The sequence below is a fragment of the Kiritimatiellales bacterium genome (assembly GCA_041656295.1).
Classification (GTDB): domain Bacteria; phylum Verrucomicrobiota; class Kiritimatiellia; order Kiritimatiellales; family Tichowtungiaceae; genus Tichowtungia.
On sequence record JBBADV010000008.1, the window covers coordinates 54784 to 69965 of the forward strand.

Annotated in this window: 16 protein-coding genes; 4 read left to right on the plus strand and 12 right to left on the minus strand. The window is 50.4% G+C overall.

Annotated elements, in window-relative coordinates:
• Window positions 1–23: 23 nt before the first annotated feature.
• The 3 genes from WC959_06850 to WC959_06860 form a co-directional block, all read right to left on the minus strand.
• Window positions 24–284 carry a DNA-directed RNA polymerase subunit omega gene (locus WC959_06850; GenBank protein MFA5688847.1) on the minus strand — a complete coding sequence of 87 codons (261 nt, stop codon included), beginning with the start codon at window positions 282–284 and terminating at the stop codon, window positions 24–26.
• A gap of 380 nt (window positions 285–664) precedes the next feature.
• Entirely contained in the window at window positions 665–1102 is a 438-nt protein-coding gene (locus WC959_06855; protein ID MFA5688848.1) for a CBS domain-containing protein, read from the minus strand.
• A 53-nt stretch (window positions 1103–1155) separates the two neighbouring features.
• Window positions 1156–1929: an RNA methyltransferase gene (locus WC959_06860; GenBank protein ID MFA5688849.1), complete on the minus strand. Its 774-nt coding sequence runs from the start codon at window positions 1927–1929 to the stop codon at window positions 1156–1158.
• 334 nt (window positions 1930–2263) lie between these two features.
• Here WC959_06860 and murB point away from each other — a divergent pair, with 334 nt between their 5' ends.
• Window positions 2264–3208 carry a UDP-N-acetylmuramate dehydrogenase gene (gene murB, locus WC959_06865; protein ID MFA5688850.1) on the plus strand — a complete coding sequence of 315 codons (945 nt, stop codon included), beginning with the start codon at window positions 2264–2266 and terminating at the stop codon, window positions 3206–3208.
• Between the two features lie 15 nt (window positions 3209–3223).
• Here murB and WC959_06870 read toward each other — a convergent pair whose 3' ends face one another.
• Window positions 3224–4267: a 2-hydroxyacid dehydrogenase gene (locus tag WC959_06870; GenBank protein ID MFA5688851.1), complete on the minus strand. Its 1044-nt coding sequence runs from the start codon at window positions 4265–4267 to the stop codon at window positions 3224–3226.
• Between the two features lie 92 nt (window positions 4268–4359).
• Window positions 4360–4638 (minus strand): hypothetical protein, encoded by a 279-nt coding sequence (locus WC959_06875; GenBank protein MFA5688852.1) that lies wholly within the window; start codon window positions 4636–4638, stop codon window positions 4360–4362.
• 176 nt (window positions 4639–4814) lie between these two features.
• Between WC959_06875 and gltX the strand changes: the two genes are divergently transcribed.
• A complete protein-coding gene (gene gltX / locus WC959_06880) occupies window positions 4815–6113 on the plus strand; it encodes a glutamate--tRNA ligase (protein MFA5688853.1) in 1299 nt (432 codons plus the stop codon).
• A 126-nt stretch (window positions 6114–6239) separates the two neighbouring features.
• Here gltX and WC959_06885 read toward each other — a convergent pair whose 3' ends face one another.
• The 6 genes from WC959_06885 to WC959_06910 are packed head-to-tail and all read right to left on the minus strand — an operon-like array spanning window position 6240 to window position 11895.
• Window positions 6240–6845, minus strand: coding sequence for a hypothetical protein (locus tag WC959_06885; GenBank protein MFA5688854.1), 606 nt, complete (start codon window positions 6843–6845; stop codon window positions 6240–6242).
• On the minus strand, window positions 6829–7899 hold the full coding sequence (gene aroB / locus WC959_06890) for a 3-dehydroquinate synthase (protein ID MFA5688855.1): 1071 nt from the start codon (window positions 7897–7899) through the stop codon (window positions 6829–6831). Before aroB ends, WC959_06885 begins: the two co-directional genes overlap by 17 nt.
• A 54-nt stretch (window positions 7900–7953) precedes the next feature.
• A complete protein-coding gene (locus tag WC959_06895) occupies window positions 7954–9093 on the minus strand; it encodes a trypsin-like serine protease (protein ID MFA5688856.1) in 1140 nt (379 codons plus the stop codon).
• On the minus strand, window positions 9059–9745 hold the full coding sequence (tsaB, locus tag WC959_06900) for a tRNA (adenosine(37)-N6)-threonylcarbamoyltransferase complex dimerization subunit type 1 TsaB (GenBank protein ID MFA5688857.1): 687 nt from the start codon (window positions 9743–9745) through the stop codon (window positions 9059–9061). Before tsaB ends, WC959_06895 begins: the two co-directional genes overlap by 35 nt.
• A 10-nt stretch (window positions 9746–9755) precedes the next feature.
• Window positions 9756–10184, minus strand: coding sequence for a tRNA (adenosine(37)-N6)-threonylcarbamoyltransferase complex ATPase subunit type 1 TsaE (gene tsaE / locus WC959_06905; protein MFA5688858.1), 429 nt, complete (start codon window positions 10182–10184; stop codon window positions 9756–9758).
• Between the two features lie 22 nt (window positions 10185–10206).
• Complete coding sequence (locus tag WC959_06910; protein ID MFA5688859.1) at window positions 10207–11895, minus strand: TIGR03790 family protein; 1689 nt, start codon at window positions 11893–11895, stop codon at window positions 10207–10209.
• 54 nt (window positions 11896–11949) lie between these two features.
• Between WC959_06910 and WC959_06915 the strand changes: the two genes are divergently transcribed.
• Complete coding sequence (locus tag WC959_06915) at window positions 11950–12582, plus strand: hypothetical protein (GenBank protein ID MFA5688860.1); 633 nt, start codon at window positions 11950–11952, stop codon at window positions 12580–12582.
• 9 nt (window positions 12583–12591) lie between these two features.
• On the opposite strand, the gene WC959_06920 is transcribed toward WC959_06915, so the two are convergent.
• The gene (locus tag WC959_06920) at window positions 12592–12852 is read right to left on the minus strand and encodes a hypothetical protein (GenBank protein ID MFA5688861.1); all 261 of its coding nucleotides are present in this window, start codon (window positions 12850–12852) and stop codon (window positions 12592–12594) included.
• A gap of 314 nt (window positions 12853–13166) precedes the next feature.
• Here WC959_06920 and WC959_06925 point away from each other — a divergent pair, with 314 nt between their 5' ends.
• Complete coding sequence (locus WC959_06925) at window positions 13167–15128, plus strand: ATP-dependent helicase (GenBank protein MFA5688862.1); 1962 nt, start codon at window positions 13167–13169, stop codon at window positions 15126–15128.
• Window positions 15129–15182 lie beyond the last annotated feature (54 nt).

Here is a 15182-nt window from a genome sequence, read left to right on the forward strand (position 1 = left end):
ATTTCTAAATTCGGATTTCGTGCTTATAAAATAATATCCGGTCCTTCATCGAACGTATCATACGAAGAACTGAAATCAACCGGCGTAACGCCCATTTCGACCGTCAGCTTGCCCTCAACGATTTCTTTAAGGACGATATCATGGTTGTCCTGCTCCGGATGATCCGGCTTTACCATCGGGCGCTCACCGCGGTTCAACTGGCGGGTACGATAAGAAACAAGGTTCACCAGCGTAGGAATACTGCCGATTTTCTCTTCCGCTTTAGTCAGATATTCAAAATTCATAATGAGTTCTCTCTTTTTCCAGAAAAACAAAAGTGCAGAACTGTATGTTGTGCAGCTGTGTGCGTCAACAGTTAATTTGTCAAAGACCGCACGGTTTCTATATGATTTTGAGGCAAAACCCCGATGGACAGACGGCAAAACAAATCAAACCGCCAGTGCCGGTGTTTGTAATTCGCGGCGAGTGTATTCGCCGGCGGCGATATCTGCTGCCGGAATCCTTGCTGTTTTCATGTGCCCAGCGCCAAAAAAGTAATATAACACACTCCGCCGCGCCGCGCATAGCAAGCGCGGCAGGCGAGGCTCAGTAAAACGGGCAGATTGGATACGTTAGATGTCACATCCAATATCGCAGTATCCACTATTTGCTGCATTTGAATTAGTTATAGACCGAAGCCGGCAATGTAGCTTTGCAGGTTTTTAATGAGAAATTCTTTTTCCTGTATGGTGAATTTCACGATGTCACCGATAGAAATGATCCCTACAACCTGTTCGTTTTCAATTACCGGTAGATGGCGGATGCGTTTTTCTGTCATCGATTCCATACAGTTTTCAAGTCCGGTGTCCGGCGTTACTGTGGTAAGATCAGCAGACATAATATCGCTGACTTTCACTTCGGCACCGTCTTTGTTTTTTAAATAAACCTTACGGATAAAATCGCGCTCAGAAAGAATTCCCGCCAGTTTGCCGTCCTCCATGACCAGCGCCGTGCCGGCAGATTTCTGCGCCATTTTTGCAATCGCATCGCGCACAGACGATTCAGGACTGACGGTGATCAAGTCGCCGCCTTTTGCTTCGAGGAGCTGCCTAACTTTTGTCATCCGGGATTCCTTTCTCTGTTAAAATTACTGCCAATGATAGTCCGCGCAGCCGTTTATCGCAAGTTCTGTTGCATAGCGAACATACAGACCCCGCCGGCGACCGCCGCATTCAATGATTCCACCGCCGGTGACATCGGGATGGAAATTCCGCGTGCCGCATGCCGCAGAACTTCTGGCGAAACACCGCGTGCCTCGCTGCCGACCGCCAGTACATTTTTTTCACCGAACGTCATGGTGCTCAACTCTTCACCGCCGCTCACTACGGTGGACAGCAGTTCATAGCCTCCGGAATGTATTAAATCAAAAATTCCGGCATCGACCGTCCAGTGCGGCATCAGCGGCAGTGTACCCATTGTTGCACGGACAGTTTTCGGATTAAAAATTTCCACCGTATCGCCGTATAAGAAAATTCCGCTAAATCCGAATGCCGCTGCTGTGCGGATCAGTGTGCCGAGGTTCCCCGGATCTGTAATATGATCAGCCAGCAGAAAATTTCCGTGTACCGGAAATTCTGTAAACGGCACGCCGGAAAACTCAACCACACCCAGCACTCCCTGCGATGTTTTACAATCCGACAACTGTTCCATGAATTCGTGCGGGATCCGGTACACCTCCGGTACCGCTGGAATCCCTGTCACATCCGTTTGATTCGAGATCCAGACTTCTTTTAATTGGTATTGCGGCAGGATTCCGGCGCCGGAAAATACTGACAGCGCACGCACGCTCTCAATTAAAAAACACGACGATTCCTGCCGCGCTTTTTTTGATTTCAGCAGCATGCGCAACCGTTTTAGTTTTGCATTATCTTTCGATAAAATCGTTTTCATAAAATCATCTTACATTTATTTAATCGCGGATAACACGGATGAAAACGGATTTTTTACACAGAGATAACAGAGGAAATTGAGATTTTTTGACAGGATTAATAGCATTGTAGATTTCTGATTGCCAATTGCTGATTTGTTTTTGTGTATCTTGTGTTTTTCGTGGTTAAAAAATCTCTTTTTCCATCCGCTTATATCAGCATGATCCACGGTAAAAAATATTCTTTTTTATTCGCGTTCATTGCTGCTTTGCTGCCCGGCATTCGCCGTGTCGTCCTTCGAATCGCGGTTAAGAATTTCTATTTTCTTTGCGTCTCTGCGCGGTTAATGTCCTCGCATGAATTGTTATTTAGAAATTCAGAAAAAATTTCCGACACTGGATGTGCGCAAAACTCAACCGTTGCGTGAATTCACCACCTTCCGGCTTGGCGGTTCATGTCCGCTCTTTATCAATAACCCTGCCGCCGCTGAGCTGCCGGAAATTATTCAGCTGCTTAACCGCGCCGGAATGCCGTTCATCATCATCGGGCAGGGGTCTAATCTCGTGATTTCCGATGCCGGACTCGATTGTGCCGTAATCCGCTTCTGCTCAGAAGTGCCGGAAATGTTCATTGCCGGGAAACAGATTACAGTTGCCGGCAATACACTGCTTGACGATTTCGTACGTTATACCATCGAAAAAAACGCCGGCGATATATCTTACTGTGCCGGCATCCCCGGCACTGTCGGCGGAGGCATTGCCGGCAATGCCGGTGCATTCGGCCGCGCACTTGGTGATCACCTCATTTCCGTTGAACTGCTCGACACTGCCGGTGAAATTCACACCGTTTTTAACTCCGGACTCGAATTTTCCTATCGCCATTCGAAACTTAAAAAAACCGCCGGTGTCATTCTGTCCGCCACGTTCGAACTGCCGCCGGCAGAAAGAGAATTTCTAATTTCAGAACGTGCGCGGATTTTAGAATTCCGGCGTACGCACCACCCCGACTGGCGCACAACGCCGTGCGCCGGAAGTGTTTTTCGTAATGTCGAACCCACCTCCGGATTATCGGCAGATGGGCGCCGGAAAGCCGCCGGCTGGTTTCTGGCGCAGTCCGGCGTCTGCGGCATGAAAACCGGCGGCGCATACATTTATGAAAAGCATGCCAACATCATCATTGCCGATTCAACCTGCACTGCCGACGATGTTCATCAGCTCGTTGAAAAAATGGCCGGCGCCGTAAAACAAAAATTTAATATCGAGCTTATTCCTGAAGTCCGCTTTCTTGGAAAATTCAGTTGAGCAGAGTTTTGTTTTTCAAAAACAGCGTCCGGTTTTTTTATGCAGGCATTCCGGCTTTTCGCAACGGTAACAGATCTCATTTAGAAGCGGTTTATTGTCGAAATAATCCCGGATGTTATGCAGCGTTGTTTCGGCGATGTTTTCAAGCGCCTCTCGAGTGAAAAATGCCTGATGCGCCGTGACGAGCACGTTTGGAAATGTCAACAGGCGCGCGAGGACATCATCGGTCAGGATTTCACTGGAATGATCTTCGAAGAAATATTGATCCTCCTCTTCGTAGACATCGAGCCCGGCGCAACCGATTTTTTGCGATTTCAACGCATTAATCAGATCCTTTGTTTTAATCAGTCCGCCGCGACTGGTGTTAATGAGCATCACACCCTGTTTCATTTTTCCAAGGCTTTCGGCGTTAATCAGGTGTTTTGTTTCTTTGGTCAGCGGACAATGCAGACTGATGATATCAGACTCTCTATAAAGTTCGTCGAGCGAGACATAATCCGCGCCGGCGTTTGCCGCCCATTCCTTATTCGGGAATACATCATACACCAGCACACGCATGCCGAACCCCTGCAGAATTTTTACAAGAATCTGCCCGATACGTCCGGTGCCGATCACGCCGGCGGTTTTGCCATTGAGATCAAATCCGAGCAGGCCGTTCAGCGAAAAATTACTGTCGCGCGTGCGAATAAACGACCGGTAAATTTTCCGGTTCAGCGAAAGAATCATGGCGGCAGCATGTTCAGCAACGGCGTACGGCGAATAGGCCGGCACGCGCACCACATGAATCCTTTCATATGCCGTTTCCAGATCCACATTATTGTAGCCGGCACTGCGCATAGCAATCAGACGGATCCCGTTCTGATGCAGCGATTGCAGTACGTCTGCTGAAATTTCATCGTTTACAAATGCACAGACTGCATCATAACCCGCTGCGAGCGACACCGTATCTTTTGTCAGCCGGTTATTGATATATTTTAACTGAAAGCCATAGCGCTCATTTGCACGGTTAAACGATTCACGGTCGTACGGCTTTGCATCAAAAAACATAATTTTTTTCATGCCGGCACGTTATCAAGCCTGGACGGCATAAACAAATTTTTACGGCAGAAATCAGTTTGTTATGAAAAAACGGTTCGTCACGGAAGAGCGTCTCAGAACTGCCTTTGCGTTGCGAGATCGGGCAGGCCGTAGATTTTCAGATACTCGGCGCGGTATCTGTACGCCTGTCTCATCAGCCATCCGATTTTATTATTAAACTTTTCTTGAGAGGCGTTGCTCAGATATCCGTCCTCAGTAGCCGGGGAATTCTCTCCAGATGTCGCCGGATGCTTTTGGTCATGTGGCGCAGGCAGTGCGCTCCGCTCGCCGCGGTGCTCTGCCGCTAGACTGAGCAATCCAAGCCTGGTGATCATTTTATCATTTACTCTCATCTCTGTTATTCCTGTTCATTCCGGCATCCAGGCCGGCGGGTGTTATTTTTTTTGACCCCGACAGGGGTAATATTTTTCTGCCTGACTGTCTGATCTGATTGCGACTGATACAGTTCTAAATTTTCGACTTTCAAGCTTTTGACTTTCAGACTTACGACCTTTAAACTCCGCTGCTTATGAAAACCAGAACCCGCTTTGCGCCGAGTCCGACCGGTCATGTGCATATTGGCAACATCCGCGCCGCAATTTTTAACTGGCTGTTTGCACGCCACACCGGCGGACAGTTTTTGCTGCGCGTCGAAGATACCGATATTGAACGCTCAACGCCGGAAGCGATTCAAACGCTGCTGGATGCCATGGAATGGCTGGGACTGAATTTTGATGAAGCGCCGCTGTATCAGACGATGCGCAGACAGGCGCATATTGCCGGCGCGCAAAAACTGATTGAAGCCGGATATGCCTACGAAGAAACTGCCGGCGAACGCGCCGGTTGCGTCCTGTTTAAAATGCCCGGCACGGATATGGAGTTTACTGACATTGTAAAAGGGCATTTGAAAAAACCGGCGGCGGATATGGCGGATTTCGTCATTGTGCGCTCTAACGGAACGCCGGTGTTTCATCTTGCCAACGTGCTCGACGATATAGAGCAGGGCATCACGCACGTTATTCGCGGCGACGATCATGTTGAAAACACATTCCGGCACATTGCCCTGTATCGTGCGCTCGGTGCGCCGGTGCCGCAGTTTGCGCACCTGCCGATGATTGTGAACGCACAGGGCAGGCCGTATTCGAAACGCGACGGCGATGCATTTGTCGGCGATTTCAAAACCAACGGATTTCTGCCCGCCGCGCTGTTCAACTATCTCGCGCTGCTTGGCTGGTCGCCCGGCGACGGACGTGAAGTGATGTCGCGCGACGAAATGGCCGCTGCATTCGATTTATCAACCGTACGCTCATCGCCGGCGCAGATGGATATGCGGAAAATGCTCTGGATGAACGGCGAATATATCCGCGCACTGCCGCCGGCGGATTTTGCGGCAATCTGCCGGCGCGAACTTTCCGCCGCCGGAATTGCGCCGGACGAAAACTCCACCGCAGTTTTTGCATTGATGCAGGAGCGCATCAAACTGCCAGCGGAAATTACCGGAGCAACAGAATATTTTTTCCGTGACGATTACGAATACGATGAAAAAGCGGTGCAAAAAAAGATAAACAGTTCCGCCGCCGGAATTCTCGAACAGATCATTGCATTGCTTGAATCACTGCCGGAATTCGGCGCCGGAAACATTGACGCAGCGCTGCATCAGTTTGTTGAAAGCAGCGGATTAAAATTCGGCGACGTCATGCCGCCGCTGCGCATCGCCGTATCCGGTCAGCCGTCCGGCCCCGAACTCGCGCATGTGTTGGCAATTCTCGGCAAAGAAAAAGTGATTGCGCGAATCAGAAAAACACTCAAACAGTTTTGTGCCGGCTGATTATTGATGTGTTTCTGCTGAAAAACCGGTGGCGAGAGCAGCAGTATCGATACTGCCGCCGGCTCCATGAGTCAAAAAATGATTTTGAGGCCCAACTCTGCTTCGCACAGTAACAACAAATATGCTCTAGCTGCGTCTGGTTCGCCGGCGTTTTTCAAACAGATTAAGCTGCGGATCTTTAAGCAGATCATAGTTTTTGAGAATACGCAGAGTTTGGAGCAGATCGGACTTTTCGTAGTTTTTAGAAACATCAACGCTGGAAATTAATTCGAGCATGATCGTGCGGAATAAAATGACGCCGTCGATTCCGTTTGCGCGCATCATCGCAAGCGTTTCCTCCTGCGGCGCGGCGGCGGCGCTCAGATCAGAAAGACACAGAATCGCGGCGATATTTCCGGGGCCGAGAATTTTGCGCGCTTGGCGCATCACCGGCAGTTCGGTGAACCGGAAAATATCAGGATTTTTTTTAAGGACAGCCGGACTGAAGCGGTCTGTGTGCCAGCCGCGAATACTGACAACGGCGCGCGGCACTTTACTTAATTCCGGCGCACCCCAGAGCATTTTTTCCGGTATCACGGCGGACGCCGGTGCGGTGGGATGAGCAATCAGCAGATCAATTTCCTCAACATCAAGTTTATGCCGTGCAACCACCTGATGTTTATTCGGCTGGATGACGAGAAAACCGAGCGATTCAAAATATTCCCGTACAATCTGGTCATTCACGGATGCCATACCAAACCTCCTTCAGCAGTTCGTCGGGAACTTCACAACCGAAATCTACATGTCCGATTTTATCCGGCAGCACAAACCGCGGACTGCCGTTTACAGATTTTTTATCGGCGCGCATCACGCCGCGAACTTTCGGCCAGCGCAGTTCCGGCGTTTTTACCGGCAGTGACAGAGATGCGAGCAGCTTTTCAATCCGTTCCGCATCTGCAGCTGAAAATCCGTTGAGCGCGGCGGCGAGGCGCGCGGCATATACCATACCGATTGCCACCGCTTCACCGTGCAGAACAGCTCCGTAACCGGCAACGTTTTCGATGGCATGCGCGAGAGTATGGCCGAAATTTAAAATTCCGCGCAATCCGCCTTCACGTTCATCCTGCCGGACGATATCGGCTTTAATTTCGCAGCAGCGAGCAATGATTTTTCCCAGATCCGCATGTGCTACGCCCGCCTCAAGATCAGCAAATAAACCGGCATCCCGAATGATGCCGTATTTTACAACTTCCGCCATTCCGGCGGCGAATTCGCGCGGGGGCAGCGAGTTGAGCGTGCAGACATCCATCAGAACAAATTCCGGCTGGTGAAATGCGCCGACAAGATTTTTACCTGCCGGAATGTTGATGCCGGTTTTACCGCCGACGGAGCTGTCAACCATTGCCAGCAGTGTGGTCGGTACCTGAATAAACCGGATTCCGCGCAGCCAGCTTGCGGCGGCATATCCGGTTAAATCGCCGATTACGCCGCCGCCGAGTGCGATCAAAAAGCCGTTGCGGTCGATGCCGTATTCCGCTGCAATGTTGTAGAGCTTAAATAAACTTTCCTGGCTCTTGATGGATTCACCCGCCGGAAAAATTTCAAGCGCCGGGAAAATATTCATGGTACCGAGCGATTTAACAACGCGGTCAAGATACAGCGGTGCGACATGTTCATCCGTCACCAGCAGGCACGGCCCCGTTAATCCGGCGGCGGCACATTCACGCCCGATTAAATCCAGATTGCCGTAGCCGATCTGCAACGGATACGACCGTTCACCCAGTTCAACATTGATATCAAAATTCATATTTTCACCGGATATTAATCAGAAAGCAGGCAAGGTTTCCAGCCTCATCGATGTTTACGGCAAAGAAACATTCAGGCGATAGAAGCCGGCAGCGCCGGAGTTTGTCACTGTAATAGAAGAGTTCGAGCCGGTGCCGGGGAACACCGGCGATGCTGCCAGCCAGTTTGTGTTGAGCAAATCGCTCACCGACGTCAACCAGTATTGCCGTGCCGGATTGCCGTAAAAATACACTGTCTGCAAATCACCCGCCTCAAAACTGTCAATTTTAAAATACGACTCCGGATCAGTCGGATCCGTACCTTCAAGATATTCTTTTAAATTTGAATATCCATCGCCGTCAGTATCCGCGGCTGCGACCAGACCGGTAATTGATGAACTGTATTGCGATTCCCAGCCGTTCGGAATTCCGTCGCCGTCGTAATCCGCCAGAGGGTCGATCACTGAATTAATCCAACCGGCATAGGCCGGAATCGATGTCGCCAGCAATGTGTCGTATTGGGCATACCGTGTTGCGGTATATGTATTAATGCCGGCAATCTTCCATGTCCCGCCATCTTTAATAAAGATGCCGCCGCCGGAATCGCCGACGGCATAGCCGCACTCATAAGGTGTATCAGAAGAGTTAAAATACATAATGATCGATTGGCTTACAAATGTGCCATTGGTCACCGGCCATTGATAATTCCCCTCAATTTTCTGTGTACCCCACCGCCGTTCCCCGCGCCCGGAGCTGCCGGCAGTCCAGTTTGTTGTGTGAGTCGTTCCGTTATACCCGTAGCCGGTGATAACCGCTGATTTTTTCAAGAAGCTTGTCGTCGGAAATGTTCCGGTATACAGCGGATAAAATCCGGGAAAAGTTTTATCGTATCGAACGAGTGCAAGATCGGCGGTCGGGTGGAATACAATTTCTTTTTGAGTGTATATCTCGCCGTCAACCGTGAGGTTTCCTGTTCCGCCATCATCCGCAACGTGTCCGGCGGTTACAATCCAGTTTGAAGCAACAGCAGATGCAGAACAGGATTTATAATAATAGGTATAATTCCAATTCAGATTATAGGCTGCTCCGGCGGCACCCGGTGAATTCGTTGCAACTGTATTGTCAGGGACAACCAGGGCAGAGGAAACTCCCGCCGTAAAAACTGTTCCGGACAAAATCTGTTTAAACTGTTTTTTCAACTGCATATTTCGGTTCACTAAAAACCGCCGGGTGCATGTACAGCGGTTCGGGCGGTTCAGATATTTTTTGTGCGAGCAGGGCAACGTCGCGTGCGTGCGGAAACTCCGGAGCACCGATCGCCGGAAATATTTTTTCCAGCCGTTCCGCTTCCGGACTGGTAACAACCGTACCATCCGGAATGGCAGCCTCTTCGTACGGGATCAGTTTCCAATCGTCAATGAATTGCACATCCGGCGAGGACGCTGCGTCCACATGAAACATTCCGAGCCAGATTTGCCCGCGGCGTGCGTCGCCGGCGACAGCGATTTGCTGTGGAGCAGACTTTCCGGTCTGCTCGTGCGCAGACAGGAATGTCTGCGCCACCCGATACGCCAGCGCTGCGCCGCTGCTGACAGCACGGACTTCCTTTTTATCCGGCAGTGCGAGCGATTGTGCGATGGCGAAACTCATGCGCATACCTGAAAACGAACCGGGACCGCGTCCGACAGCATACAGTGAAATATCGGCATACTGAATTCCGCTGCCGGTGCGGATCTCTTCAAGCGCATCAAAAATAACGTTGTGCCGGATGCGATCGGCAATCCCGGTTTTTTCTGCCAGCAGTTTATCGCCGTCAAGCAGAGCAACGCTGCCTTGCCGCGACGAACATTCTATTCCAAGGACTACCATAGTAAATCTTTTACAATCGAAATGAATTTTCTACAATCGAAATGATCCGTTGATCTGAATTTCCGCCGCGGGCAATTCTTAGATGGATTGTATTTTCCGGTAAAAGTTCAGCGCCGCGTTCCGGCCACTCAACGACAGTGATTCCGGCAGAATCTATAATTTCATCAAGTCCGAGATCGAGCGCCTCTTCCGGTCCGGAAAGCCGGTAAAGGTCAATGTGAACAAATGAGATATCACCGGTGTATTCAGCAATCAGTGTATACGTCGGGCTGCATACGGGTTCATGGATGCCGGCCGCCAGCGCAAGTCCCTGCGCAAAACAGGTTTTCCCGGCGCCGAGATTCCCGTGCAGCGCAATCCTTGCGGGGAAGTTCAGTGCTTGAAAAAACTCACCGGCAATCCGCCGGGTTTCATCGGGACTGTTTGAAATCCATCTCATTTTCATTACAGAAGCATCATATTCAATTGTCAGATTTCGTGTTAAACGCAATGCCAAATCCCTGCGGCTCGCTGCGAACCTTCATCCCGTCCTCATAAATTGCGACCGCCTGAATCCGGTGCGGACCTTCCCCGATAGTTTTCTCGGCGAAAAGGAGCTCAATGTCAGCGGCATACGGCTTGCGGTCGAGTTCACGTCCGTTCCATAGCAGTGCAATTTCTTTTGGCTGTTCTTCGCCGGCCGGAGCGACCCGGACTTTTATCATTCCACCGCCGGCATCAGCCAAATCACTGATTTTCACCGCGCGGCCTTTTTTATTAATATAAACTGGAATATCGCGATAACCGCCGGGCGTTGTCGGCAGAGGCGCCTGTGCGATAATGCGCACTTCATGATAACCGTCAGCCATGTCTTTGAAAGGGAGGTCGATTAGAGCATTATCTTCGACCGGCTTAATTTCTACGCCGTTCAATGCAGCGCTGAAAAGCGGTTTAGAAATCGGCAGCGGGAATTTGGCCTGCGCAACAAATGCGGCGTCAAGACTGCTTTGAATCGGCATTTTACTCAGTCCGACAGTTTTAATCTCCACCGGCAGTCCGGTTATTTGCGACAGCGGATCGCCGAGCAGCAGAATTTGAACGGGACTGAAAATGGATTGAAAAAAACTTTCCATTGCAGTGCAGCCGGCAGCGTAATGTGTGAAAAAACGTGCATGCGGAAATTTCAGCCATACATTATACGGTTCGGTCACGGTGCCGGCGGTTACGGTGGCACCGGCGTCGAGCCATGCCGTGCATTTGGTTTGCGGTTTTTGAAACTGCGCTGCCCAGCTTGTCAGATGTTCCGCCATCGCACCGGGCACAAACGTTCCAAATGCCGCCGGTGTTACATGTTCCATGCCTGTCATCACACCCATCAGATCAGTTTGAGGCGCCGCCGGTGTGTTGGTGGAAACTACGACATTCGCACGCATTGCCAGCTCTGCTTTAACGTCGGCAAACTGCCATTCGCGCGGCGCGGAGCGCGCGGTGTCATCGGTGGCATTCAAAAGAATTTTCGGGCTCGCGCCGTGCCGGCGCGCCAGCACGCCGTTCGTAATGCACCGCAGAACAACCTCCATACCGCTGCCTTGTTCGCCGGTGTAACCGAGCATCATCGACGGCAGGGGCATTTCGTCTTTCAACCCCGCTTTCATACTGTCAAATGAACGCGGCGGATTTTTCGGTTCGCCGGCCTGCATCGGTCCGGCAAAAAGTTTTGAGGCAAACAGGCCTTTTTCAACCATTTCCACCGCCGGAACCCGGCCGCGCATAAACGTAATTCCCATTAATGACATCTGCTGCCGGTCGTTCGCTGACGTTAAAATCCGGATTGGAAAATCCACCGAATAGACCCACGCCACAATCTGTTTATCCAGTCCGCGCTCTTTAATCATTTGTTGCGCCGGATCAAAAATCAGCGTTTGAAACTCCTCCGGCGTGCATTCCGCCTTGCCGCCGGAAAGTGCCGCCGGAAGATCAAGGTAAATCAGATTCACGCCCGGTACGCCATGCAGGCCGGCAAACACATTTGCCGCATGCTTCGAATCCTGAGAATTTTCATTGACCAGCACGGCAATCCGGTGCGGCTGCTGCGCCGGCGCGGCCAGCGCGATGAAAACCGCCGCTGCCGGAATTAAAATATATAAAATGCTTCGTCGTTGAGTTTTCATACGAAAAAGAGTACGGATTTGACAAAAATTAAACAAGAACGGATAGTCCTGAACGTGAAAGTATCGCCGGTCATTCTAATTTCATTTGCCGCCGCGCTTGCCGGTCCGGCGGCGATGCAAAGTTTTGACCGTTATCAAATCATTCTCGATAAACATCCGTTCGGTGATATGCCGCTTGAGGGAGATCTCGCCATTGTGCCGGCGGAACAATCGTTTGCGCGGAATATGCGGCTCTCGATGCTGTTCGAAAGCGGCGACGGTTCGGTGCGGGTCGGCATTGTGGATGACGCCAATAAAAAAAGCTACATCCTCGCAGTCGGAGAACCGCAGGAAGGGCTTGAATTAATTGAAGCCGACATCATCGCTTCCGAAGCCATGCTTAAGCGCGGCAGTGAGGTTGTGCTTTTTAAACTCGAAGCCGGTACGCCGCAGCAGGTATCCAAATCTGAACAGACTTCGCGGCAGAAATCCTATACTGAACGCCGGAAAGCGTTACTGCAGCGCATTGAGGAGCAAAAAAAACCGGAAGAGCCCCCGCAGCCGCGCCTGACCGGCGAAGCACTCCGCAAACATCTTGAAAACGTTCAGATGGATGCCATTCGACAAGGTCTGCCGCCGCTGCCGATCCCGCTCACGCCGGAAATGGATGCTCAGCTCGTCAGCGAAGGCGTACTGCCGCCGCAGTAACGGAGAGTTTCACCGGTGCATCCTGAACAGAATAAACCGCCCGATACACATCAGCACCGGTGATGTGGAAAGAAACAGCAGAATGCCTGCCCAGAGTTTCCGCCCCGGATCAATCAGGGCAACCACGGCAAGAATGAAAGAAAACGATGAGAAAAACATCCATGTACAGAATGTCGCAACCCGTAATTCTTTCTCAGCGAGAAATGTTAACACGCCCAGCACAACCAGAATTACACAAAATATTATTTCTACAGTTTTTAACCGCATCATCGTCATAGCATATCCTCAAGCCAGTAATGAACTCTGATATGAGTTTATCGCGGAAATTTTAATGTTCAATAAATCTTCGACCATTTGCGCAGAAATTAGAATAATGAGCCATAATTTCCAATTTTTTTATGGGAATATCCTGAAAACATCATGTTTTAAAATTTATAAACACAAACTTTTCGTAAATTTGCGCGGCATTTTCACCGCATGCAGGCACATGAGAATAACATATTTTTCTCTGCAGGATTTCCAGGGTCAGCCGGATTTTTCTTTACGGACTGGAAGATATAAAACTACTAAGGCATATTCATATCATGATTGATAATAGAACAGGCGATTTTGATTTCTCCGGCGAACTCAACGAAGAACAGTACGCCGCTGTCAGTGCGCCGGACGGCCCGGCGCTGGTCATTGCCGCCGCCGGCACCGGCAAAACGCGTACGCTCGTTTACCGTGTCGCATGGCTGATTCAGCAGGGCGTCGATCCGAACCGCATTCTTCTTTTAACGTTCACCAATAAAGCCGCACGCGAAATGCTTGACCGCGCCGAAGCGCTCACCGGCGGCGCAGTTAGCGGAATTCTCGGTGGGACATTCCATCATCTGGCCAACCGGATTTTGCGGCAGTACGCCCCGCAAATCGGATTCGGCAATGACTACACGATTCTCGATCAGGATGACGCAAAAAAGCTGGTGAAAAATTGTATCGACGATCTTGATTTGGCAGACAAGCATTTCCCGAAACCGCAGGTTCTGCTGAGTCTGTTCGGACTCGCCTCCGGTTCGCAAAAACCGCTTGAAGACGTTTCGTATGATTGGTTTAAGGACACACCAAAGCCAATTCAAATAAATATCGATGATGTACTCGATTTGCACGCGCATTATGTGAAGCGCAAAAAAGAGCTGAACGTCATGGATTTCGACGATCTGCTGTTTTACGTCCTCAAACTTTTCCAAACCTCAACGCCGGTGCGCGAACATTTTCAGGAACGTTTTCAATATGTACTCGTCGATGAATATCAGGACACAAATACAATTCAGGCGGAGTGGATTCATCTGCTCGCGGCGAAACACCGGAATTTAATGGTGGTTGGCGACGATTTCCAAAGCATTTATTCCTGGCGCGGCGCCGATTATAAAAATTTTCTTTCGTTTCCTGAACGTTATCCCGATGCCAAAACGTATAAACTCGAAATAAATTATCGCAGCACACCGGAAATCCTCGATGTTGCGAACGAATGCATCAAAGGCAACCTGCAGCAGTTTCAGAAAGAGCTGCGCGCCGTGCGTGAAAGTATCGCAGAACCGACACTTGCCATGCTGCGCGACGGCGATGAACAGGCGCGTTATGTTATTTCTAAAGTTGATCAGCTCCGGCGTGCAGGAACAAAACTTTCCGACATCGCGGTATTGTACCGCTCGCATTTTCACGCAATGGAACTGCAGCTTGCGCTCACGCACGCGCGCTTCCCATATCAGGTCACATCCGGTATCCGCTTTTTCGAGCAGGCGCACATCAAAGATGTTTGCACCGTGTTGCGTCTGCTCGAAAACCCGGCGGATGAACTTGCATTTAAACGCCTGCTTGAAATGTTTCCGAGACTCGGGCCGAAAACTGCCGATAAAATCTGGAAAAAACTCGGCTCTAAATTTGAAGCGCGCAAAGCGGAGGCTCATGCGCAGCTGCTTGCCGCTCTGCCGGCCGTCGCAGTTTCAATCTGGAAAGAAATTCAGCCGGTGTTTCTCGCCTGCGAAGCTGAAACACTTTGTGACGATCCCGGCGAAATTATTTACCGGTTTAATAAGGCGTTCTATTCCGGATACATGATTGAAACATTTGAAAATGCTAAACACCGGCAGGAGGACCTCGACAGCTTAATCGACTTCACTGCGCGCTTTGAAAACTGCGCCGCATTTTTAAGTGAAATGGCGCTGCTATCAAATCTCGATGCCGAAGATGATCACGCGCTTGCGGCGCAGGACGGATTGCGGCTCAGCACCGTGCATCAGGCCAAAGGACTGGAGTGGAAAGCAGTTTTCATTATCTGGCTCAACGAAGATTGTTTTCCGAGTAAAAGATCAACTGAACAGATCGACGGCGAAGCGGAAGAACGCCGGCTGTTTTACGTGGCCACCACACGCGCCGAAGACCGGCTTTTCCTTTGCTGTCCCGAAATCCGGCGCAATCGCGACGGCAGCATTATTCCTTACGAACCTTCCCGTTTCGTTCGCGAAATCCCGCCGCACCTGCTCCAAACGGCCGGTGGATTTTTTTGAATATCTTCAGCGCATCACACGAATTAGAGCACATCATCCTTCATGGGAATATGA

What these genes read in the sequence shown, in the direction of transcription:
- murB (MFA5688850.1), top strand. Translation starts at nt 2,264, where the DNA reads ATGAATTGTTATTTAGAAATTCAGAAAAAATTTCCGACACTGGATGTG.
- WC959_06870 (MFA5688851.1), bottom strand. Translation starts at nt 4,267, where the DNA reads ATGAAAAAAATTATGTTTTTTGATGCAAAGCCGTACGACCGTGAATCG.
- WC959_06850 (MFA5688847.1), bottom strand. Translation starts at nt 284, where the DNA reads ATGAATTTTGAATATCTGACTAAAGCGGAAGAGAAAATCGGCAGTATT.
- WC959_06855 (MFA5688848.1), bottom strand. Translation starts at nt 1,102, where the DNA reads ATGACAAAAGTTAGGCAGCTCCTCGAAGCAAAAGGCGGCGACTTGATC.
- WC959_06885 (MFA5688854.1), bottom strand. Translation starts at nt 6,845, where the DNA reads ATGGCATCCGTGAATGACCAGATTGTACGGGAATATTTTGAATCGCTC.
- aroB (MFA5688855.1), bottom strand. Translation starts at nt 7,899, where the DNA reads ATGAATTTTGATATCAATGTTGAACTGGGTGAACGGTCGTATCCGTTG.
- WC959_06875 (MFA5688852.1), bottom strand. Translation starts at nt 4,638, where the DNA reads ATGAGAGTAAATGATAAAATGATCACCAGGCTTGGATTGCTCAGTCTA.
- gltX (MFA5688853.1), top strand. Translation starts at nt 4,815, where the DNA reads ATGAAAACCAGAACCCGCTTTGCGCCGAGTCCGACCGGTCATGTGCAT.
- WC959_06920 (MFA5688861.1), bottom strand. Translation starts at nt 12,852, where the DNA reads ATGATGCGGTTAAAAACTGTAGAAATAATATTTTGTGTAATTCTGGTT.
- tsaE (MFA5688858.1), bottom strand. Translation starts at nt 10,184, where the DNA reads ATGAGATGGATTTCAAACAGTCCCGATGAAACCCGGCGGATTGCCGGT.
- WC959_06860 (MFA5688849.1), bottom strand. Translation starts at nt 1,929, where the DNA reads ATGAAAACGATTTTATCGAAAGATAATGCAAAACTAAAACGGTTGCGC.
- tsaB (MFA5688857.1), bottom strand. Translation starts at nt 9,745, where the DNA reads ATGGTAGTCCTTGGAATAGAATGTTCGTCGCGGCAAGGCAGCGTTGCT.
- WC959_06925 (MFA5688862.1), top strand. Translation starts at nt 13,167, where the DNA reads ATGATTGATAATAGAACAGGCGATTTTGATTTCTCCGGCGAACTCAAC.
- WC959_06910 (MFA5688859.1), bottom strand. Translation starts at nt 11,895, where the DNA reads ATGAAAACTCAACGACGAAGCATTTTATATATTTTAATTCCGGCAGCG.